This window comes from Nitratireductor aquibiodomus (assembly GCF_900105565.1).
GTDB lineage: Bacteria > Pseudomonadota > Alphaproteobacteria > Rhizobiales > Rhizobiaceae > Nitratireductor > Nitratireductor aquibiodomus.
This window is the reverse complement of record NZ_FNSL01000001.1, coordinates 3,996,629-4,016,587: the sequence shown is the minus strand read 5'-3', so window position 1 is coordinate 4,016,587 and position 19,959 is coordinate 3,996,629. Positions and strand designations below refer to the sequence as shown.

Annotated in this window: 18 protein-coding genes; 9 read left to right on the top strand and 9 right to left on the bottom strand. The window is 61.3% G+C overall.

What is annotated here, in order from left to right; genetic code table 11:
- Nucleotides 1-326: 326 nt before the first annotated feature.
- The 3 genes from BLW55_RS18940 (at nt 327) to BLW55_RS18930 (ending at nt 3,786) form a co-directional block, all read left to right on the top strand.
- Nucleotides 327-1,067, top strand: a complete 741-nt coding sequence (locus BLW55_RS18940) for a hypothetical protein (protein ID WP_244509142.1) — start codon at nt 327-329, stop codon at nt 1,065-1,067.
- A 146-nt stretch (nt 1,068-1,213) separates the two neighbouring features.
- On the top strand, nt 1,214-3,088 hold the full coding sequence (locus BLW55_RS18935) for an ABC-F family ATP-binding cassette domain-containing protein (RefSeq protein WP_025030196.1): 1,875 nt from the start codon (nt 1,214-1,216) through the stop codon (nt 3,086-3,088).
- Nucleotides 3,088-3,786, top strand: coding sequence for an HAD family hydrolase (locus BLW55_RS18930; RefSeq protein ID WP_090329810.1), 699 nt, complete (start codon nt 3,088-3,090; stop codon nt 3,784-3,786). Before BLW55_RS18935 ends, BLW55_RS18930 begins: the two co-directional genes overlap by 1 nt.
- Before the next feature lie 106 nt (nt 3,787-3,892).
- Here the strand turns inward: BLW55_RS18930 and BLW55_RS18925 are convergent, their stop codons facing one another.
- Together BLW55_RS18925 and BLW55_RS18920 are read right to left on the bottom strand one after the other, a co-directional pair.
- On the bottom strand, nt 3,893-4,339 hold the full coding sequence (locus BLW55_RS18925) for a DNA polymerase III subunit chi (protein WP_007007679.1): 447 nt from the start codon (nt 4,337-4,339) through the stop codon (nt 3,893-3,895).
- Between the two features lie 4 nt (nt 4,340-4,343).
- Complete coding sequence (locus BLW55_RS18920; protein WP_090329809.1) at nt 4,344-5,834, bottom strand: leucyl aminopeptidase; 1,491 nt, start codon at nt 5,832-5,834, stop codon at nt 4,344-4,346.
- Between the two features lie 328 nt (nt 5,835-6,162).
- On the opposite strand from BLW55_RS18920, the gene BLW55_RS18915 reads away from it, so the two are divergent.
- The 6 genes from BLW55_RS18915 (at nt 6,163) to rsmA (ending at nt 13,868) form a co-directional block, all read left to right on the top strand.
- On the top strand, nt 6,163-7,368 hold the full coding sequence (locus tag BLW55_RS18915) for an LptF/LptG family permease (protein ID WP_090329808.1): 1,206 nt from the start codon (nt 6,163-6,165) through the stop codon (nt 7,366-7,368).
- Nucleotides 7,365-8,450, top strand: a complete 1,086-nt coding sequence (gene lptG, locus BLW55_RS18910) for an LPS export ABC transporter permease LptG (RefSeq protein WP_090329807.1) — start codon at nt 7,365-7,367, stop codon at nt 8,448-8,450. The genes BLW55_RS18915 and lptG overlap by 4 nt, the downstream gene beginning before the upstream one ends.
- 26 nt (nt 8,451-8,476) lie before the next feature.
- Nucleotides 8,477-10,837, top strand: a complete 2,361-nt coding sequence (locus BLW55_RS18905; RefSeq protein WP_244509141.1) for an LPS-assembly protein LptD — start codon at nt 8,477-8,479, stop codon at nt 10,835-10,837.
- A 188-nt stretch (nt 10,838-11,025) separates the two neighbouring features.
- Nucleotides 11,026-11,961, top strand: coding sequence for a peptidylprolyl isomerase (locus BLW55_RS18900; RefSeq protein ID WP_007007684.1), 936 nt, complete (start codon nt 11,026-11,028; stop codon nt 11,959-11,961).
- Between the two features lie 69 nt (nt 11,962-12,030).
- The gene (gene pdxA, locus BLW55_RS18895) at nt 12,031-13,041 is read left to right on the top strand and encodes a 4-hydroxythreonine-4-phosphate dehydrogenase PdxA (protein WP_090329805.1); all 1,011 of its coding nucleotides are present in this window, start codon (nt 12,031-12,033) and stop codon (nt 13,039-13,041) included.
- A complete protein-coding gene (rsmA, locus tag BLW55_RS18890; protein ID WP_090329804.1) occupies nt 13,038-13,868 on the top strand; it encodes a 16S rRNA (adenine(1518)-N(6)/adenine(1519)-N(6))-dimethyltransferase RsmA in 831 nt (276 codons plus the stop codon). The genes pdxA and rsmA overlap by 4 nt, the downstream gene beginning before the upstream one ends.
- 3 nt (nt 13,869-13,871) lie before the next feature.
- Here the strand turns inward: rsmA and gmk are convergent, their stop codons facing one another.
- The 7 genes from gmk to fabG form a co-directional block, all read right to left on the bottom strand.
- Entirely contained in the window at nt 13,872-14,537 is a 666-nt protein-coding gene (gene gmk / locus BLW55_RS18885; RefSeq protein WP_090329803.1) for a guanylate kinase, read from the bottom strand.
- A gap of 3 nt (nt 14,538-14,540) precedes the next feature.
- Nucleotides 14,541-15,431, bottom strand: a complete 891-nt coding sequence (locus tag BLW55_RS18880; RefSeq protein ID WP_025030204.1) for a YicC/YloC family endoribonuclease — start codon at nt 15,429-15,431, stop codon at nt 14,541-14,543.
- Between the two features lie 40 nt (nt 15,432-15,471).
- Entirely contained in the window at nt 15,472-16,638 is a 1,167-nt protein-coding gene (gene mltG / locus BLW55_RS18875) for an endolytic transglycosylase MltG (protein WP_007007689.1), read from the bottom strand.
- A 188-nt stretch (nt 16,639-16,826) separates the two neighbouring features.
- The gene (fabF, locus tag BLW55_RS18870) at nt 16,827-18,083 is read right to left on the bottom strand and encodes a beta-ketoacyl-ACP synthase II (RefSeq protein ID WP_090329802.1); all 1,257 of its coding nucleotides are present in this window, start codon (nt 18,081-18,083) and stop codon (nt 16,827-16,829) included.
- Nucleotides 18,084-18,134: 51 nt separating this feature from the next.
- On the bottom strand, nt 18,135-18,371 hold the full coding sequence (locus BLW55_RS18865; protein WP_007007691.1) for an acyl carrier protein: 237 nt from the start codon (nt 18,369-18,371) through the stop codon (nt 18,135-18,137).
- A gap of 233 nt (nt 18,372-18,604) precedes the next feature.
- Nucleotides 18,605-19,159 (bottom strand): GNAT family N-acetyltransferase, encoded by a 555-nt coding sequence (locus BLW55_RS18860; protein ID WP_090329801.1) that lies wholly within the window; start codon nt 19,157-19,159, stop codon nt 18,605-18,607.
- Between the two features lie 23 nt (nt 19,160-19,182).
- On the bottom strand, nt 19,183-19,920 hold the full coding sequence (gene fabG / locus BLW55_RS18855) for a 3-oxoacyl-[acyl-carrier-protein] reductase (protein WP_007007693.1): 738 nt from the start codon (nt 19,918-19,920) through the stop codon (nt 19,183-19,185).
- Nucleotides 19,921-19,959 lie beyond the last annotated feature (39 nt).

The following is a 19,959-nucleotide window of genomic DNA, read 5'->3' as shown; positions in this document are numbered from 1 at the left end:
CGCGCCATATTGACGATTTGAGACCCAGCCACGCCCATAGCAAGTCCGCCCTCCCCAATCGAACAGACGTTACCCCCGGCTGAAACAGGGTCCGCCCTGTCGACCGTATCAGCATTGCCAGGACAGCGCTTTTTTCGTGTGCCCGTCGAGGGCCTGCGCCGGATCCAAATGTTCGATCATGTAAACAGAAATAATTAATATAAAAAAATCAATACACTTTGTATATTCATTCAATAAATCATACAGACAATACAACTATTACACACACACAACAAAAACTAACATCCTCCTCGCTTTAAATATTTCGATCCGCAAGGAGGATGAAAATGAATATTATACGTAAAAATATGCTCATCATCATGGCGAGCGGGGCGATTGCACTCGCGATGGCGCTGCCGGCTGCGGCAATCGACATTGGCGGCGTCAGCGTTGGCGGGAATGACAACGGCGGGGTCAGCGCCAGTGTCGGTGGGGTCTCCGCATCGGTTGGAACCAGCGACGGCGTATCGGCCAACGTAGGTGCAGACCTCGGATCGACCTCGACCAGTGTCGGCGCTTCAGTCGGCGGAGGCGGCAGCCTGGCTGACGTCAACGCAGATGCAAATATCGGAGGTGCTGTCAGCGCCACGAGCAACACAACGGTCGGCGGCGCTGGCGGCCTCCTCGGCTCAAGCACCTCCGCATCCATCAATGGCGGCAGCGGTCTGAATGCCAATGTCGGCGCAAACATTGGAAGCGGGGGCGTGAACGCGGGCGTTGGTGCGAATGTCGGAACCGGAGGCCTTGGCGCGCTTTTCCGGTTCGGTCTCGGCAGGCGCAACAACTCCAACGACAAGGGTTCGGATGCAGGCAATCCTGGAGGACACAACCCGGGCAATGGCGGCGGCATCTCTACAGGCGGCAATCGCGGCAGCAAGAACTTTGGACGCCGCTCCCTCAGCGGCCTCAGCGATCAGCAGATCGCCGTCTACCGCAAACGCTGTGTGAACATTCTGCGCAATCCGAACGCGTGGGACTACGATCTCGTGCAGTTGTGCAAGTTCCTGCGCCAGGCAGCAGCCCGGTGAGGAGCGCGAACAACAGCGGTGTGGCCCATTTTGACTGGGCCACACCTGTCTGCTTTCGGCAACACCAGGCATTTTCCGACACGGCCCGGCATCAGCTTTGACGGTCGCGGCTTGCCAGGCTGGCGGCGAGCCGTCAAAACGCCGTCATGTTGACGATTTCAAACCTATCGCTGCGCATCGCCGGACGACTTCTGATCGATCAGGCATCGCTTACCCTCCCCGCTGGAACCAAGGCTGGCCTTGTGGGCCGCAACGGCACCGGCAAGACCACGCTTTTTCGCGCCATCACCGGGGACCTCGTCTCAGAGACCGGTACCGTCAGCGTGCCGAAAGGAACCCGAATAGGCCAGGTCGCACAGGAAGCACCGGGCACGGACGAACCGCTCATCGACATCGTGCTGCGGGCGGACACCGAACGCGAAGCGCTGCTGAATGAAGCCAAGACGGCAACAGACGCTCACAGAATTGCGGAAATCCAGACGCGATTAACCGATATCGACGCCCATTCGGCAGAGGCCCGGGCAGCATCCATCCTGTCCGGCCTTGGTTTCGACGCGGACGCGCAGAAGCGCCCCGCTTCTTCGTTTTCCGGTGGCTGGCGCATGCGCGTGGCGCTGGCAGCGGTGCTCTTTACCCAGCCCGACCTCTTGCTGCTCGACGAACCGACGAACTATCTGGATCTCGAAGGCACGCTCTGGCTCGAGAACTATCTGTCGCGCTATCCGCACACGGTTCTTCTCATCAGCCACGATCGCGATCTTCTCAACCGGGCCGTTTCGTCCATCGTGCATCTGGAGCGCAAGAAACTGACCTTCTGGCGCGGCGGGTACGACCAGTTCGCCCGGCAATATGCCGAGAAGGCGGAGCTTCAGGAAAAGATGCGCGTGAAACAGGACGCGCAGCGCAAGCACATGCAGTCCTTTGTCGACCGCTTTCGCTACAAGGCGTCCAAAGCCCGCCAGGCGCAGTCACGCCTGAAGGCGCTGGAACGCATGTCGCCCATGGCCGCGGTGGTGAACGAGACGGTGCTGCCGTTCCGCTTTCCAAACCCGGAAAAGGCGGTCGCCTCCCCGATCATCGCGCTCGATGGCGGCGCCGTCGGCTATACGCCCGGCAAGCCCGTTCTGCGCGGGCTTTCGCTGCGCATCGACAATGACGACCGGATCGCGCTTCTTGGCGCGAACGGCAACGGCAAGTCGACATTCGCAAAACTGATTGCCGACCGGCTGACGCTGGAAAAGGGCTCGAAGACCGTTGCACCCGGACTGAAAGTCTCGATCTTCGCCCAGCATCAGCTTGACGACCTGCGCCCGGACGAGGACGCCTATCAGCACCTGAGACGGCTGATGCCCGACGCGCCAGAAGCGAAAGTGCGGGCACGGGTGGCGCAGTTCGGACTGACCACCGAAAAGATGTCGACGCCTGCCCGCGACCTGTCAGGCGGCGAGAAGGCACGCCTTCTGATGGGGCTTGCCACATTCGAGGCCCCGCATCTGCTCATCCTTGACGAGCCGACGAACCACCTCGACATTGACAGCCGCGAGGCGCTTGTCGAGGCGCTGAACATGTTCGACGGGGCGGTGATCCTCATCAGCCACGACCGCCACCTGATCGAGGCGACCGCGGACCGGCTGTGGATCGTCGGTGACGGGACCGTCTCGTCCTATGAAGGTGATATGGACGATTACCGCGCCCGTATGACGGGCGGCGCCAGCCGCAACCGGGAGAAGCGGGAAACGGACAAGGCCTCCAAGGCGGACAAGCGCAAGGAGGCAGCCCGCAAACGCGCAGCCCTCGAGCCGCTTGCCAAGGAAATCAAGGCAACCGAGGGGTTGATCGATCGGACACGCAAGCGGATCGATGCCATCGAGGCGCGGCTTGCCGATACGAGCCTTTACGACAAGGAGCCGAAAAAGGTTTCGGAGCTGGCCAAGGAGCGCTCCGATCTTGCCACCATGCTGGCAAGGCACGAAGATCGGTGGCTGACGCTTTCCAGCGAGTATGAGGAAGGAATGGCCTGATGGCACCGCCGCTCACCATCGGCTTCGACGCGGACGACACGCTCTGGCACAATGAGCGCTTCTACCGCCTGACCGAGGCCCGTTTTGCCGAGCTTCTCGCCGATTTCGCCGACGCCGGGCACCTGACCGAGCGGCTTCTGCAGGCCGAGAAGCGCAATCTCGGCAAATACGGCTTTGGCATCAAGGGATTTACCCTCTCCATGATCGAGACCGCTGTCGAGGTGACGGACGGGCGTGTGCCCGCCGCGACGATCCGTGACATTCTCGACGCTGGCCGCGAAATGCTCGACCATCCCGTCGAGACTCTGCCCCATGCAAAGGAAGCGCTGGAAGCGCTTTCCGGGCGCCATCGGCTGGTGCTGATCACCAAGGGCGACCTTTTCGATCAGGAACGCAAGCTGGCGGCTTCGGGTCTTGGCGATTACTTCGACGCCGTCGAGATCGTCAGCGACAAGTCCTGCGGGACCTATCAGCGGATTTTCGCGGCGCATGGCGACGGGCCGGACCATGCGATGATGATCGGCAACTCGCTCAAATCCGATGTGATCCCGGCAATCGAAGCAGGCGCCTGGGGGGTGTTCGTGCCGCACGACCTGACCTGGTCGCACGAGCACGCGGACGAACCGGACGCCGCACCCCGCTTCCGAAAGATCGTACATCTGGGTGAAATCGAAGCAGTTCTGGCGGAAATCGGTTAGCGATTTCGGTGGATTGGTGGTGCCGGGCGCCCTCGCCCTCCGACAAGCTCAGAGTGAGGGCTTTTGCAAGGCAGCGCGCGCCACGGGCCGACAGCGAATCGGCCGCCTACGCCTTCTTCTGCCAGCGTCTGTCCGGCCCCTGCTGCCAATAGGTGACCGCGTGACCGGCTGATTTGAGCGATTTCCAGTGTCCGCGCGCTGCATCGAGCTGGGCCGCATCGTGGCCGTCGAACATCACGACGGCACGTTCATATCCGTCCACACCGGTCGGATCGGCTCCGTCAACGAAAAAGCGAATCTGCGCGCCATTCGGATTGGATGCGGCATCGGTCAAAAGCACCGGCTGATGCCCGGGATGCGCGTCACGGTCCGTGCCATGGGCGAGGAAAGCTTCCTCGCGCCATGTCCACAGCCAGTTATCGAGCGCGTCGCAACGCTCGCGAGTGCCTGTCTGGACCACCACCCTCCACCCCCGCTCGAGGCTTTTCTCCACCAGAGGCGGCAATGCCTCCTCCAGGGTCGATTCGGTCAGGTGGTAGAAGAGAACATCCATCGGCCTATTCGTAGCTGTCGGCCACCAGGCGATCGAGAAGGCGCACGCCGAAGCCCGAACCCCAGGACCGGTTGATCTCATCGAGCGGCGCGCCCATGGCCGTGCCGGCGACATCCAGATGCGCCCAGGCACCGTCCTTGACAAAGCGCTTCAGAAACTGGGCCGCGGTGATGGACCCGGCCATGCGACCAGCGGAGTTTTTCATGTCCGCATTCTTCGAATCGATCTGCTTGTCATATTCCTCGCCAAGCGGCAGGCGCCAGACCTTCTCGCCCGTTGCCTCGCCGGCAGAGAAAAGCCGCTCGGCAAGCGTGTCGTCGTTGGAAAACAGACCTGCCCGATGATGACCAAGCGCCACCATGACCGCGCCGGTGAGTGTGGCGAGATCGACCATGAACTGCGGCTTGTAGCGGTCGTTGCAGTACCAGAGCACATCAGCCAGGACGAGGCGCCCCTCCGCATCGGTGTTGATGACCTCAATGGTCTGGCCGGACATGGACGTGACGATGTCGCCGGGGCGCTGGGCATTGCCATCAGGCATGTTTTCGACAAGGCCGATCAAGCCGACGGCATTGACCCTGGCCTTGCGAGCGGCGAGCGCGTGCATGACGCCGACGACGGCGGCAGCACCGCCCATGTCGCCCTTCATGTCTTCCATCCCGCCAGCCGGCTTGATGGAAATGCCGCCCGTGTCGAAGACAACGCCCTTGCCAACGAAGGCGACCGGTTTTTCCCTGGCCTTGCCGCCGTTCCACTCAATGATCGCCAGACGCGGGGGGCGCACCGAGCCCTGCGCAACACCCAGAAGCGCGCCCATGCCGAGCTTCTTCATCTCCTTCTCGGTCAGGATCTCAACCTTTGCGCCAAGCTTCTCCAGCTCCTTCGCCTTCGCGGCGAACTCGACCGGGCCCAGAACATTGGCCGGTTCGTTAACGAGGTCACGCGCAAGCACGACGCCATTTGCGACAGCCTCGGCGCGTGCAAAAGCCTTTTTCGCCGCCGACGGATCGGCACACTGGATGGAAATCTTCAGCTTCTTGGCCGGCTTGTCGTTGCCATTGTCGCGGTTCGTGGTCTTGTATTTGTCGAAGCTGTAGGCGCGCAGAAGCATGCCGAGCGCGATGCCGGCTGCTGCCCCGGCGTCGATTTCGGCGCCGTCAACATCCGCCACGACGGTGACCTCGGAAGCGGACTTGCCGGCGGCCAGCGCCGCACCGCCGATTTTCAAAAGCGCCTCTTCCGCAAGCTCATCGGGCTTGCCGACGCCAATGGCCGTCAGCCGGTCGAGCTGCGAACCGGAGGGCGCCAGAACTTCAACGCTCTTTGCAAGTTTGCCCGAAAATCCCGACACCTCGAAGGCCCTGGCGAGCACGCCCTCCGGATCGCAGGCCTTCGCGTTTTTTCCCAGACCGCCGCCTTCGGACGCCAGAACGATGACGGTGCCCTTGCCGGGCATTGCGAATTTGGCGAAGGAGACGCTCGGTCTGTCGGTCATGATATTTCCCAGATTTCCGTGATTGGTCGATAGAAGGCGCCGGCGATCTTGGAGGTTTTATGCGAATTGGCAAGGCCCGCACGCGGGGGCTTTCGGATTTTTCACCGGTGCGTGCACCCTGCACGGCTCGATTATTGTTCCATAAGCAAGCTGTTAACCGCGTTTGTTTCGCATTTTCTAACCAATCCCACCCACAGTCTCGCAAGGGACAAGAAATGGTGGGCCGCCCTTCAAAGCCGGCAGTTGCGCATTGTGCGCGCGCGTCAGGACCGTTAGGTTCGCGCGCGCCATTAAAGGGCTGTTCCAACGAAACGGATTGTCGATATCCATGCGGGTGATCGAACTTTACATCATGCGTCGCACCTTCGCGCTTTTCGCGGCGGCGTTGCTGTGGGTGCTCGCATTGGTGTGGACGACGCAGGTCCTGAACCGGATCGACCTCGTGACCGACAGTGGCCAGTCCGCCGGCACGTTCTTTTTCGTTGCCGCCCTGGTTCTGCCGTCCGTGATCCCCATCGTGATTCCCTTTGCACTCGGGATCGCCATCGCCCAGACGCTGGCGACGATGAATTCCGATTCCGAGCTGGTGGTCATCAACGCGTCGGGCGCGCCGCGCGCCACCATCATTCGCCCGATCCTCATCATCGCCATCGGTGCCAGCGTTGCCTCCTTCCTGATCAACAACACGCTTGAGCCAGCCTCGCGCCAGGCGTTCCGTTCGGTGCTCGCCAACGCGCGTGCAGACCTCATCACCACTGTGCTGCAGGAGGGGTCTTTCCAGAAGGTGGATGACGGGCTTTTCGTGCAGGTTTCGGAGCGCCTGCCGAACGGGCTGCTCGGCGGCATTTTCGTGGCCGATTCTCGCGATGAGAACACCAAACTCGTCTATCACGCACGAACCGGCGCTGCCGTGGAGCGCGAAGGCGGTTCCATTCTCGTGATGCAGGACGGCATGGTGCAGAGGCAGTCGGCCAATGGTGACGTGTCGACTATCCGTTTCGATTCTTACGCGTTCGATCTTTCGCAGTTCTCAAGCGGGGGTGGTGGAGAACCCACCCTGCATCCCAAGGACCGATCCCTCGCGTTCCTGATGAACCCGGATGTGAACGACAGTTTCTACAAGAAGTCGCCGCAGATCATCCGCGCAGAACTGCATATGCGCCTTTCCGAATGGCTCTACCCGCTCGTTTTCGCCATGGTGGCGCTGGCGGTCGCGGGCGATGCGCGGTCGTTTCGTGAAGCGCGGCTGCACCCGATCGTCACCACGATGGCGATTGCGCTGATCGTGCGATGGATCGGCTTTTACTCGGGCACGGAAGCGGAAAGCTCTCCACTGTTCTCCTTCGTGCTTTATGCCGCTCCCCTTTTGATGATTGGACTATGCGCAGTGTTCATCGCCACCAATCGCGTGATGGAACTGCCAACGCACTGGGTCGAGAAGCTGAACGCGCGCATGCAACGACTGACCGACGGCATGACGCACTGGCGCGTCCGGCTCGCAAACAGGCGGACACCGGCCAGGAGGCGTGGATGATCGGCCTGACCCTTGGCGGCTATTTCTTCCGCCGCTACGCATCCATTGCGGCCTGGAATTTCTTTGGTATCGGCCTGTTGATCTTCATCGTGACGTTCGCAGAAGTGTCGAGCCGTTCGGCCGGATTGCCCGGCTATACGGCACAATGGGCTTTTTCACTCGCCGCGCTGCAGACCCCGATCATCCTGCTCCAGGCGATTCCCTTTATCGGGCTCATCGCGGCAATGGCGACGCTGATCAGCCTGAACCGCAAATACGAACTGGTGGTGGCCCGGGCCGCCGGCGTTTCGGCCTGGCAATTCCTGACGCCGATCGCGTTCGGGTCCTTCCTGTTCGGCGTCCTTGCCGTGGCAGCGCTCAACCCGCTGGCGGCCAATGGTTTCGCACAGGCACAGAGCGTCGAAGCCGAAGTGCGCGGGGCCAAGAGCAGCACCAATTCCGAAGCTGAGCAGTGGATCAAACAGCGCTCGGGCGACGAGGAAACCATTATTGGATCGAGTGCCGTTCTGAACGGCGGCCAGGTGCTGGTGCGCCCGACTTTCTTCCGAATCGATGCCGAGGGCCGGATATTCGAGCGTCTCGACGCCGAGCGGGCCTTCCTGCGCGACGGATACTGGGACCTGCAGACCGTGGCACGTCGACGCGGTACCGCTGCGGCAGAAAAAATCGAGAGCATCCAGATCGAGACCAACCTGCAGCCGGAGTTCGTCGGCGAGCAACTCGCCCGGCCGGAAGCGACATCGATTTACGCACTGCCCGGGAAGATTGAAGTTGCCCGCTCCTTCGGGCTTAAAGCGAACGCGTTTGCCACGCATTTTCATTCACTTGTGGTGTTGCCCCTGCTCTTGGTCGCCATGACCCTGATTGCCGCTACGGTATCGATGAGATTTACCAGAATGGGACAGTCAGCAACGGTGATTCTGGGTGGAATCCTCGCCGGGTTTCTGCTTTATGTGGTTTCGGTCCTGGTCAAGGCGTTCGGCAGCGCCGGAGTTGTTCCTCCGGTTGTGGCTGCTTGGACGCCTGTGGTCGTGGCGATGTTCTACGGGGTGACTTTCCTATTGTACAAGGAGGACGGTTAGTGGGGGTTGCGGCAAACAGAGCCGGCATGTCCGCACGGTTAGCGCATTTGATGGGCGCGACCGCGCTGGCAACCTTGTGCACCTATACATTGCTCCCGCAGGCCCCTGCCCTGGCGCAGACGGGCGGTCTGGACGTTGCCGACCTGCCGCAGGACGCCCAGATGCTCCTGACGGCCGACAATCTCATTTACGATAACGATCTCAACACGATCACCGCCGCAGGCGGCGTGCAGATCGAGTATGCAGGCAACAGCCTTGTGGCTGACCGTGTCGTCTATGACCGCAGGACGTCGCGCGTGGTGGCGCGCGGGCGCGTGCAGATCGTCGAACAAGACGGCAACAAGATCTTTGCCGACGAAATCGAAGTGACCGACGACTTCCGCGATGGATTCGTCAACGCTCTGCGAATCGAGACCGTCGACAAAACCTATTTCGCCGCCGAGAGCGCAGAGCGTTCAGGCGGGCGTCTGACGACCTTCAACAATGGCGTCTACACGGCGTGTGAACCGTGCCGCGAAAAGCCGGGCAAACCTCCGATCTGGCAGATCAAGGCACAGAAGATCATCTGGAATGGCGAATCGAAAACCGTCCGGTTTGAAGGCTCGCGCTTCGAATTCTTCGGCATGCCGATCGCCTACCTGCCTTTCTTCGAAGTCGCGGACCCGACGGTGAAGCGGAAGTCCGGCTTCCTCATTCCCGGCGCTTCCTACAAGAAAGAAATGGGGGTTGGCGTCAGCGTCCCCTACTATTTCGCATTCTCCCCTACCTACGACCTGACCGTCACCGGAACCTACTACACCAGGCAGGGCTTCTTGGGCGAGGCCGAGTGGCGCCAGCGCTTCGACAACGGCCAGTACAGCATCAAGATCGCGGGCATCAAACAGCAGGAACCGGAAGCCTGGGGCGCAAACAGCGTCAATGGCAGCGAAACCGGCCGCGGCATGATCGGTTCGAAAGGGCAGTTCCGCATCAATCCGCGCTGGACATTCGGCTGGGATATTCTGGCGCAGACCGACAAGAATTTTTCGCGCACCTATGGCATCGATGGTTTTTCCGACACGGTTCAGACATCGCAGCTCTACCTGACAGGCCTCGACGACCGGAATTTCTTCGACCTCAGAGCCTATCATTTCGACATTCAGGAAGATGTTCTGGATACCTCGCCCAACGCGCGGAACGACAAGCAGCCCTGGGTGCTGCCGAGCTTCGATTATTCCTACACACCGGATGAGGCCGTTGCCGGCGGCGAGCTGAATTTCGATGTGAACGTGCAGAACGTCTATCGGGACAGCCTTAGCCAATCGATCGTCAACGCGGATTCCACCAGGATCGACGGCGTCGAGGGTCTGGCCAGCCGTATGACGGCCGAGGCCGAGTGGAAACGTTCCTTCGTCAGCGCGGGCGGTCTGGTGGTGACACCGATTCTGCAGGCACGTGGCGATGCGATCTACACCGACTACGATGCAACGACCGTCAACGGCGTCACGAGTTTCGAGCTGAACGGAACCGCCGTCGGCAGCGACGTGCGCTCTTCCTATTACCGCTACATGGCGACGGCCGGCCTCGAAGCTCGCTGGCCGATCCTCTTCTCCACCTCGAGCGCCAGCCATGTTCTGGAGCCGATGGCGCAGGTTTTCCTGCGCCCGGACGCCCCCTATCAGGACAGGCTCGGCATTCCGAACGAAGACGCCCAGTCGCTTGTCTTCGACGCAACGACGCTGTTCGAGCGCGACAAATTCTCCGGTTATGACCGGATCGAAGGCGGCACGCGCGCCAATGTCGGCATCCGCTATTCCGGCAGCTTCGCCAATGGATGGACCACACAGGGGCTGTTCGGCCAGTCGTATCATCTGGCCGGCGCCAACCCGTATGCGCAGACTGATCTTGTGCACGCCGGCGCCTATTCCGGCCTGGAGACCGATGTCTCCGATTTTGTCGGCATGATCGGCATTGCCAGCCCGAACGGATTCGCGTTCTCCGCCGGTGCACGGTTTGATGAGAAAACATTCGACATTCGCCGCACCGACCTGAAAACGGCAGCCACTTTCGGACAGCTCACAACATCGCTGCAATATGCATATATCGAAGCGCAGCCGCTTTACGGCTTCGACGATGACCGTCAGGAAGTCACCGGTGTGGCCAAGGTTCGCTTTGACGAAAACTGGAGCGGCTTTGCTTCGGGCACATATGACGTCGAAAGCCAGACCCTGGTGAAAAATGACTACGGGTTCTCCTACGGGGATGAGTGCTTCATCTATTCGATGACCTATTCGCGCAGCAAGAACCGCGACACGCAGGAAGTCAGCCAGTCCTTCGGCTTCCGTATATCACTGCGCACGATCGGCGACTTCGGAACGAGCAGCGGCGATCTGAACACCAGCTTCTAGTTTTTTTCTGAAAGGCCCCGTTTGATCGACGGGGCCGCCTTCATGAGCGTCTATGGCCTGCCGCAGCGTCAAAGGTCATGTTTTTGCCCCACGCGCTGTCGATAAAAACAGCCTAAGGGACTGTAGCTCCCGTGCATTTGCTGTTATCTCAGTCGCAATTGCGGGGTGCAAAGATGAGAAAAATGACGATGTTTAGCAATTGCAGACGCTTCCTGCGCACAGGCGTTCTGACGCTGGCCATGGCGGCGGCAATGCCTCTGTTCAATGGAGCTGGCGCACTGGCGACGGAAATTCGCTACGTGGTGAACAACGTTCCGATTACGAGCTACGATATCGACCGCCGCGTGGCGTTTCTAAAGCTTCAGCGAGAAGGCGGCAATCTGCGCCAGAAGGCCACGGATCAGATGATCGAGCAGACGTTGAAGCTGCAGGAAATGCAGCGCCGCAATGTCAACATTCCGGACGAGATGGTGAATCAGGCCTATGCCCGCTTCGCCAACGGCAACCGGATGTCGACAAGCCAGCTGAACACTGTGCTTGCACAAAGCGGTGTGACTTCCGATCACTTCAAGGAGTTCATTCGCTCCCAGATCGGCTGGGGCCGTGTCATGCAGGCCCGCACCAGCTCGACCGGCCGCATGAGCGAACAGGATGTCGTCGCCAAGATGCTCGAGCAGGGCGGCAGCAAGCCCAGCGCGACCGAATACATGCTCCAGCAGGTGATTTTTGTCGTTCCATCAGGCGAACGTTCGAGCCTGCTTGGCAAGCGCAAGCGTGAGGCGCAGGCAATGCGCGACCGGTTCCAAGGTTGCGACAGCACGCGCCAATTTGCCAAGGGGCTGATCGACGTGACGGTGCGCGACCTGGGTCGTGTTCTTGAGCCGGAACTTCCCACGGACTGGAAAGACCAGATCAAGAAGACCTCCCCCGGCAATGCGACGGGTGTGCGCGAGACAGATCGGGGTGTCGAGTTCATCGGCGTGTGCAGCACGCGCGAGGTCTCCGACGACCGGGTTGCGCAGATGGTGTTCCAGAACGAAAATTCCGGGAACGACGCCATGGAAAAGGAAGCGCAGGCGTATCTCGCCGAGCTGCGCAAGAACGCACGTATCAGCCAGCGCTGATCGGTCGAGGGCCCGGACTGACCGGGCCCCTTTCTTTCACCCAGGTGTTTCTCCAGGAGGAGATGGCTCGTGCTCCCGCTCGCGCTCAGCATCGGCGATCCTTCCGGGATAGGCCCCGAGATCATCCTTCAGGCCTGGCTTGAGAGGAACAGGCTCGGGTTGCCCCGGTTCTATGTACTGGGCGATCCTGGCCTACTCGCAGCGCGTGCACGCCGCCTGGACCTCGACGTTCCGCTCTCAGAAGCCGATCCGGAGGCGGCGTCCGCCGTCTTTTCCGAGCGTCTGCCTGTGTCGCCGCTCCAGAACAGGCTGGCAGACAATCCCGGGCATCCCGAAACGATAAATGCTGCGGGCGTGATCGAGGCGATATCGCGCGCCGTTGACGACACGATGCAGATGCGCGCGGCGGCTGTCATCACCGCGCCCATAGCCAAGAAGCCGCTCTATGACGCCGGTTTCCGTTTTCCCGGCCATACCGAGTATCTCGGCCATCTCGCAGAGGAGATCACCGGACGCGCGGCCACGCCCGTGATGATGCTTGCCGGGCCAGAACTGCGCACCGTGCCTGTGACCGTGCACGAGGCGCTGGCAAGCGTTCCCACGACCCTTACGCAATCTCTGGTGGAAGAGACGGCCCGGATTGCGGCGCGTGACCTCAGGGAACGGTTCGGCATTTCCGCACCCCGCCTCGCCGTTTCCGGTCTCAACCCGCATGCGGGCGAAGGCGGAGCGATGGGAACGGAAGACCGCGATGTCATCGCACCGGCAATCAACGCATTGCAGGCTGAGGGCATCAACGCATTTGGCCCCCTGCCCGCCGATACGATGTTCCACGCACGTGCGCGCCAGGGCTACGACGCGGCACTGTGCATGTATCACGATCAGGCACTGATCCCGGTCAAAACCATCGCCTTCGACGAGACGGTGAACGTCACGCTCGGTCTTCCCTTCATCCGCACCTCTCCCGACCATGGCACGGCCTTCGATATTGCCGGGAAGGGCATCGCGCGGGCCGACAGCATGATTGCGGCGATCAGGCTCGCCCGTGAGCTGGCGGACAATGCCGGTGGCGCGCGATGAGCGCGGACGGGCTTCCGCCGCTGCGCGAGGTTATCTCCCGCTATGGCCTTGCGGCAAAGAAATCGCTCGGCCAGAATTTTCTACTCGATCTCAATCTGACGGCCAAAGTGGCGCGCGCCGCCGGCGATCTCGAAGGCGCGACTGTGATCGAGGTCGGGCCCGGCCCCGGAGGGCTGACGCGTGCATTGCTGATGGCGGGCGCGGAGCGGGTTATCGCCGTGGAGCGAGACGAGCGCTGCCTTGACGCGCTGGCAGAGGTCGCCGCGCACTATCCGGGACAGCTCGACGTTGTGAGTGGCGATGCCATGGAGACGGATTTTGCCGCTCTGGCCACGAACGCGCAGGGCGAGGTGCGGATCGTGGCGAACCTGCCCTATAACATCGGCACCGAGCTTCTGGTGCGCTGGCTCACGCCCGGGAGATGGCCCCCCTTCTATGCGTCGATGACACTGATGTTCCAGCGCGAAGTCGCGCAACGCATCGTTGCCAGTGCCGGCGACAAGGCCTATGGCCGGCTTGGGGTTCTGGCCGGGTGGCGCACGGAGGCAAAGATTGCTTTCGACCTGCCGCCACAGGCCTTCACCCCGCCGCCCAAGGTAACCTCTTCGGTGGTGCACATCGTCCCGCGCGCGGCGCCGCTGGCCGTCGAGCCGGCGAAACTGGCGAAGATCACCGAAGCGGCCTTCGGGCAGCGCCGCAAAATGCTGCGCCAGAGCCTGAAATCGCTCGGTGGGGAGGCGCTTCTGGCGCGGGCGGGCATCGATGCCACGCGCCGGGCAGAGACGCTTTCGGTGGCGGAATTCGTGGCGCTTGCAAACAACGCCTGAGCGTCAGTTTGGCTCTTCTGCGAGAAGCCCTGCCACGAAATCAAACAGGCCGGGACGCCGGTCGCGGCGCAGACGCTCCGCCTCGACAATGGAGCGGACGGCCGAAAAGGCCGGGTCGAGCTGTTCGTTGATGACCACGTAGTCGTAATCGATCCACTTCTCGATCTCGGTGCGCGCGTTCCTGAGACGTGTCTGGATGATCTCCGGCGTATCCTCGGCCCGGCGTGTGAGGCGACCGAGAAGCTCCTTCATCGTCGGCGGCAGGATGAAGATGGACACGACATCTCCGCGCATTTTCTCGCGCAACTGCTCCGCGCCCTGCCAGTCGATGTCGAACAGCATGTCTCGGCCCTCGGTCAGCGCCTTTTCAACCGGCGCCCGGGGCGTGCCGTAAAAATTGCCGTGAACCTCTGCCCATTCGAGCAGTTCGTCATTGTCGCGCATGATCTCGAATTCGCGCTGCGACTTGAAATGATAATGCACGCCCTCGATCTCGCTGCCGCGGCGCGCGCGGGTCGTCACGCTGACGGAAAGCTCGAAACCGGGAACCTGCGCCAGAAGCGTGCGCGCGATGGTGGATTTTCCGGCACCCGAGGGCGAGGACAACACCAGCATCAGGCCGCGGCGCGCGACGTCGGTCAAAGCGGCAGGAGATGTTTCCGAGGACATGGTCTACTCCAGATTTTGCACCTGCTCGCGAAACTGATCAACCACGGCCTTCAACTCCAGGCCGATGGCCGTCACCGTTGCCGCGTTGGATTTTGAGCAAAGCGTGTTGGATTCGCGATTGAATTCCTGACCCATAAAATCAAGCTTTCGGCCGATGGGACCGCCAGACGCGATCAGAGCACGCGCAGCTGCAATGTGCGTGCGCAGGCGATCGATCTCCTCGCGGATGTCGGCCTTGGCGGCAAGGATGGCGGCTTCCGCATGCAGTCGGTCCGCATCGAAGCCGGTGGTCGCATCCATGAGACGGGCCACCTGCTCCCGCAGACGCTCCCGGATGGCCTCCGGCGAGCGCGACGGGTCGGCCTCGACCTGATCGGTCAGCGCTTCGATGCGCGACACCTGATCGAGCAATATGGCTTCCAGTGCCCCACCTTCCGCACGGCGGGCTTCTTCAAGCCCCCGGAGAGCATCGTCAAGGGCGGCAAGGATCGCCTCGTCGAGGGAGGCGCGCAGGTCTTCGTCAGCCACGGGATCGGCAAAATCGAGGACCCCGCGCAGGGCAAGGAGCCCGTCGGCTGTCGCCGGAGCCGTGCCGAACTGCTCCTGAAGCCGGCCGGCAAGTGCTGCAACCTCTTTCAGAAAATCCTCGTCCACGACCGGACGGCGCAGGGCATCGCTCTGCGTAAAGGTCAGGGAAGCCTGTACATTTCCACGGGCAAAGCACTTTTGCAGGCGCTGGCGGGCCATCGGCTCTATACGCTCGAACCCCGGCGGCAGGCGAAAACGGGCTTCAAGGCTCCGCCCATTGACCGACTTGATCTCCCAGACGATACCGCCGGCATCATGATCACGCGCGGCGCGGGCAAAACCCGTCATGCTCTGGAGCCTGCTCATGCGTCCCCTCTTGCAGTCGTTCCCTGCGCGCATGTCCGGCTCAGTTCGAACCGTTCTCGCCCGCGTTTTCTTCTTCTGCCCGACGCTCACGCTCAATCTTGCGCCAGCGTGCGACATTCTCATTGTGCTCTTTGAGCGTTTTGGCGAAAACGTGCCCGCCCGTTCCGTCAGCGACGAAATAGAGTTCGTCGGTCTGGGACGGATTGGCCACCGCCTCCAGCGCTGCCCGGCCGGGATTGGCAATGGGTGTGGGCGGAAGACCGTCGATCAGATAGGTGTTGTAGGGCGTTTTCTTGTCGAGATCAGAGCGATAGATCGGCCGATCGGATGGTTTTCCCTGCCCGCCAAACAGCCCATAGATGATGGTGGGATCCGACTGCAGCCGCATGCCCTTGCGCAGACGGTTGATAAACACGGCCGCGACGCGCGGACGCTCGTCGGCAATGCCGGTTTCCTTTTCAACGATCGAGGCCAGCGTCACGAACTCGTTCTTGTCCTTGACGGGCAGGTCCTCGTCGCGGCGCGCCCAGATGCTGTCCACCAGCTCCTGCTGGTCCTCAAGCAGTTTTTCAACAACGGCGCCACGGTCCATACCGCGTGTAAAGCGCAGCGTATCGGCGGCGAGACTGCCCTCTGCCGGCATCTCCTCGGGCAGCGTGCCGGAAAGCTCTTCGGTTTCGCGGATCCGCTCGAACACCTGGAATACGGTCTGCCCCTCGGGAATGGTGAGCGAATAGAGAACGCTCTTGCCGCTCTTCAGGAGTTCCATGATCTCGTGCATCGATGCACCAGCATCAATGGCGTATTCACCCGCTTTCAGTTCAGAATCCGCCCCATAGGCACGAACGCCGAGCGAAAAGATGCGGGCATCGGAAATGACGCCTTCCCGCTCAAGCAGGCTCGCGATCTGGCGCACACCGGTGTTCGGTTTGATCATCACTGTATCGGCCGTGCGAGACGGACCGGGCTGATGAAACTCACGCTTGCCAAAATAGAAGGCGAAACCGGCAAGAATGACCAGGAAGACTATGGAGGAGAAGACGAAGTTCAGGAAAACCACGAACTGACTGCGCGCGCGCCTGGAGCGCCGCGGCGGCGGTGTGCCGGCCTCCGGCCGCAAAGTCTGGTTGGCCGATTTGAACGTGCGACCACGTTCTTCGCCTGCCTGACGGCCGAAGCCGGAATTGTCGCCGGAAGTCCCTGTCATGCCTCTTGGACCGCTCCCTTCAGAACGGCGCCAATGGTCGCCGGTCCTGTCCTAAATATTCGTGCGTTGAACGTTTACGCAGGCTTCGAAAAAAAGCATTTCCCGGGCCTGGCGTCTGCCATTTCGATTCGTGTCCGTCAGACTGAATTGCGAAAATGGCAAAACTGCAAGCCCGTTAGTGGAAAGCTTCAGGCGTCATAACGCCTGAAAACGAGAGACGCGTTGGTGCCGCCGAAGCCGAACGAGTTGGACAACGCCACGTCAATCTGCCGCTCACGCGGTTTGTTGGGCACCAGATCGATGGGCGTTTCCGTCTGTGGATTGTCGAGATTGATGGTCGGCGGAGCGATGTTGTCGCGGATGGCGAGAACGGAGAAGATGGCTTCTGCCGCACCGGCTGCACCCAATAGATGACCGATCGACGACTTGGTGGACGACATCGACACCTTGCTCGCGGCATCGCCCAGAAGACGCTCCACGGCACCAAGTTCGATCGTGTCCGCCATGGTCGATGTGCCATGCGCGTTGATGTAGTCGAGATCGGCCGCGGTCAGGCCGGCGCGGTTCAGCGCTGCCTTCATGCAGCGATAGGCACCGTCACCATCCTCGGCAGGAGCGGTGATGTGATAGGCGTCGCCCGTGAGGCCGTAGCCAACCACTTCCGCATAAATCTTTGCGCCACGCGCCTTTGCGTGCTCCAACTCTTCCAGAACGACAACGCCGGCACCCTCGCCCATGACAAAACCGTCACGGTCGCGGTCATAAGGCCGGGAAGCCTTTTCCGGTGTGTCGTTGAAGCTTGTGGAAAGCGCCTTGCAGGCGGAAAAGCCGGCAATGGACAGGCGGGTGATCGGTGCTTCCGCACCACCCGCCAGCATGACGTCGGCGTCGCCCAGCATGATAAGGCGAGCTGCGTCGCCGATGGCATGCGCGCCTGTGGAACAGGCGGTCACCACCGCGTGGTTCGGTCCCTTCAACCCGTGGCGAATCGACACCTGGCCCGAAACCAGGTTGATGATGTTGCCGGGGATGAAGAAGGGGCTGATGCGGCGCGGGCCGCGCTCAGCAAGCGTCAAGGCGTTTTCAGCAATGCCCTCGATGCCGCCGATTCCCGACCCGATGAGCACGCCGGTGGCGTATTTCTCATCGTCGGTTTCCGGTTTCCAGCCCGAATCCTCAAGCGCCTGGTCTGCCGCAGCAATGCCGTAGGTGATGAACTCACCGATCTTGCGCTGCTCGCGCGGCTCCAGAAAGGCATCGGGGTCGAATGCCCCCTCGCCTTCGCGCGGGATCGAATTGGCGATCTTGCAGGCCAGGTCATCGACCTCAAAACGATCGATGCGGCTGGCCGCACTCTTGCCCGAAAGCAGGCTCTTCCACCCATGTTCAACACCGAGGCCGAAAGGTGAAAGAAGCCCCATACCGGTGACGACAACGCGTCTCATATGCTGATTATCCGCCTTGACTACGTTTCGTAGCGAAAACGCCGGACGGCGTCAGGCGGTCGCCTTGTCGATGTACTTCACAGCGTCGCCGACGGTGAGGATCGTCTCGGCTGCATCGTCCGGGATTTCAACGCCGAACTCTTCTTCGAACGCCATGACCAGCTCGACCGTGTCGAGGCTGTCAGCGCCAAGATCATCAATGAAGCTTGCGCCTTCGGTCACCTTGTCGCCTTCGACGCCCAGATGTTCGACAACGATTTTCTTAACGCGTTCTGCAGTATCGCTCATGAGAGAACCCTCGACTTTCTGAATTTCCGATCTTCGTTAGCCGCACGAATGCCGCTAATCAAGCGAAATGACGACTAAAGCGCCGATACGATCGACGCCCAGTCTGTTATGCTCCGATGACGATGCACAGCGTGCATGCGGCGTGCGGAACGGCTTCGAGCGGGCGCTTATCACGATTTTGGCGCGCGCGCCAAGCGTTATTCCACGTCCCGCCACTCCTGCGACCAGTCGCATCAGACACCAGGCCCGGAGCGCCAGTCACGGCGCAGGAAACGCCAAATGACAGGCTCTCCCGGGACCTCGACCCCTTTGTTTCCCTGTCGTACAGGTCTTTCGAGACGAGCGCCAAGAAAGGAAGCAAGTCTTGCCGCCTGATGGTTTTCTGCGGTGGTTTCACCAAATATCTCGCAGAGGGCGAGTGTGGAGAAACCGAAGTCGAGCAGGCCGCGCGTGATCTCGGCGGCACTGCCGTAGCGCCCCCACATATCCGGCGAAAGCTCTATACCCAACTCACCACTGCCCTGTGGACAATTTGCCGTGCGAACACCGGCGCAACCGACGAGCCGGCCGGTTTTGCGCTCAATGACGGCAAACTGGTAGTTCCGGCGCGGGTGCTCCTGCGCCCATTTGCGAAAGAGCGCCACGAGTTCGGCGGGATCGCCCGCTTCCTGCCCGGCCTTTTTGCGGGCGGAAACGAAGCGCGGGTCGGACTGGTAGGCGGTCAGTGCCGTAACGTCGGCGGGCTCGAAGTCGCGCAGCACAAAGCGCCGTGTGGCACGCCCGTCCATCGTTCCTCCTGCCCGAACCGCGTTCAGATCATCGCCATGCCGCCATTGACGTGCACGGTCTGGCCCGTGACGTAGGAGGCCTCATTGGATGCCAGATATGCGACGGCGGATGCGATTTCATCACCGCTGCCCATGCGCTTCATGGGAATGGCACCCATGATCGCGTCGCGCTGCTTGTCGTTGAGCTTGTCGGTCATGGCCGATTCGATAAAGCCGGGGGCAACGCAGTTGACGGTGATCGACCGGCTGGCGATTTCCTGGGCGAGCGACTTGGAAAAGCCGATCAGACCTGCCTTGGAGGCACAGTAATTTGCCTGACCGGGATTGCCGGTGACGCCCACAACGGAAGTGATGTTGATGATGCGGCCGAATCGACGGCGCATCATCGGGTGCGTCAGTTCGCGGGTGAGCCGAAAAACAGAGCCGAGATTGATCTCCAGCACCTGATCCCAGTCATCGTCGCTCATACGCACAAAAAGGCCGTCGCGAGTGATGCCGGCATTGTTGACGAGGATATCGACACCCTCAAGTTCCGATTCCGCCTTCTCGGCCAACTGTTTGACTTCATTGCGGTCAGACAGGTTGGCGGGGAACAGCCTGACGCGATCGCCAAGATCGGCAGCCAGCGTTTCCAGCTTTTCAACCCGCGTGCCGTGCAGGCCGACAATGGCGCCCTGGGAGTGCAGAATGCGTGCGATGGCCTCGCCGATGCCGCCGGACGCCCCCGTCACCAGTGCCTTGCGGCCGCTCAGATCAAACATGGCCTTGTCCTTTTCAATCACCTGAATTCCTGCTTTTGA

Bases quoted from the DNA above. Each gene is read 5' to 3' on its own strand.
- BLW55_RS18920 (WP_090329809.1), bottom strand. From the start codon at position 5,834: ATGACCGACAGACCGAGCGTCTCCTTCGCCAAATTCGCAATGCCCGGC.
- BLW55_RS18900 (WP_007007684.1), top strand. From the start codon at position 11,026: ATGTTTAGCAATTGCAGACGCTTCCTGCGCACAGGCGTTCTGACGCTG.
- BLW55_RS18930 (WP_090329810.1), top strand. From the start codon at position 3,088: ATGGCACCGCCGCTCACCATCGGCTTCGACGCGGACGACACGCTCTGG.
- BLW55_RS18905 (WP_244509141.1), top strand. From the start codon at position 8,477: ATGTCCGCACGGTTAGCGCATTTGATGGGCGCGACCGCGCTGGCAACC.
- BLW55_RS18925 (WP_007007679.1), bottom strand. From the start codon at position 4,339: ATGGATGTTCTCTTCTACCACCTGACCGAATCGACCCTGGAGGAGGCA.
- BLW55_RS18880 (WP_025030204.1), bottom strand. From the start codon at position 15,431: ATGAGCAGGCTCCAGAGCATGACGGGTTTTGCCCGCGCCGCGCGTGAT.
- lptG (WP_090329807.1), top strand. From the start codon at position 7,365: ATGATCGGCCTGACCCTTGGCGGCTATTTCTTCCGCCGCTACGCATCC.
- fabG (WP_007007693.1), bottom strand. From the start codon at position 19,920: ATGTTTGATCTGAGCGGCCGCAAGGCACTGGTGACGGGGGCGTCCGGC.
- BLW55_RS18915 (WP_090329808.1), top strand. From the start codon at position 6,163: ATGCGGGTGATCGAACTTTACATCATGCGTCGCACCTTCGCGCTTTTC.
- BLW55_RS18860 (WP_090329801.1), bottom strand. From the start codon at position 19,159: ATGGACGGGCGTGCCACACGGCGCTTTGTGCTGCGCGACTTCGAGCCC.
- gmk (WP_090329803.1), bottom strand. From the start codon at position 14,537: ATGTCCTCGGAAACATCTCCTGCCGCTTTGACCGACGTCGCGCGCCGC.
- BLW55_RS18865 (WP_007007691.1), bottom strand. From the start codon at position 18,371: ATGAGCGATACTGCAGAACGCGTTAAGAAAATCGTTGTCGAACATCTG.
- fabF (WP_090329802.1), bottom strand. From the start codon at position 18,083: ATGAGACGCGTTGTCGTCACCGGTATGGGGCTTCTTTCACCTTTCGGC.
- BLW55_RS18940 (WP_244509142.1), top strand. From the start codon at position 327: ATGAATATTATACGTAAAAATATGCTCATCATCATGGCGAGCGGGGCG.
- mltG (WP_007007689.1), bottom strand. From the start codon at position 16,638: ATGACAGGGACTTCCGGCGACAATTCCGGCTTCGGCCGTCAGGCAGGC.
- BLW55_RS18935 (WP_025030196.1), top strand. From the start codon at position 1,214: ATGTTGACGATTTCAAACCTATCGCTGCGCATCGCCGGACGACTTCTG.
- rsmA (WP_090329804.1), top strand. From the start codon at position 13,038: ATGAGCGCGGACGGGCTTCCGCCGCTGCGCGAGGTTATCTCCCGCTAT.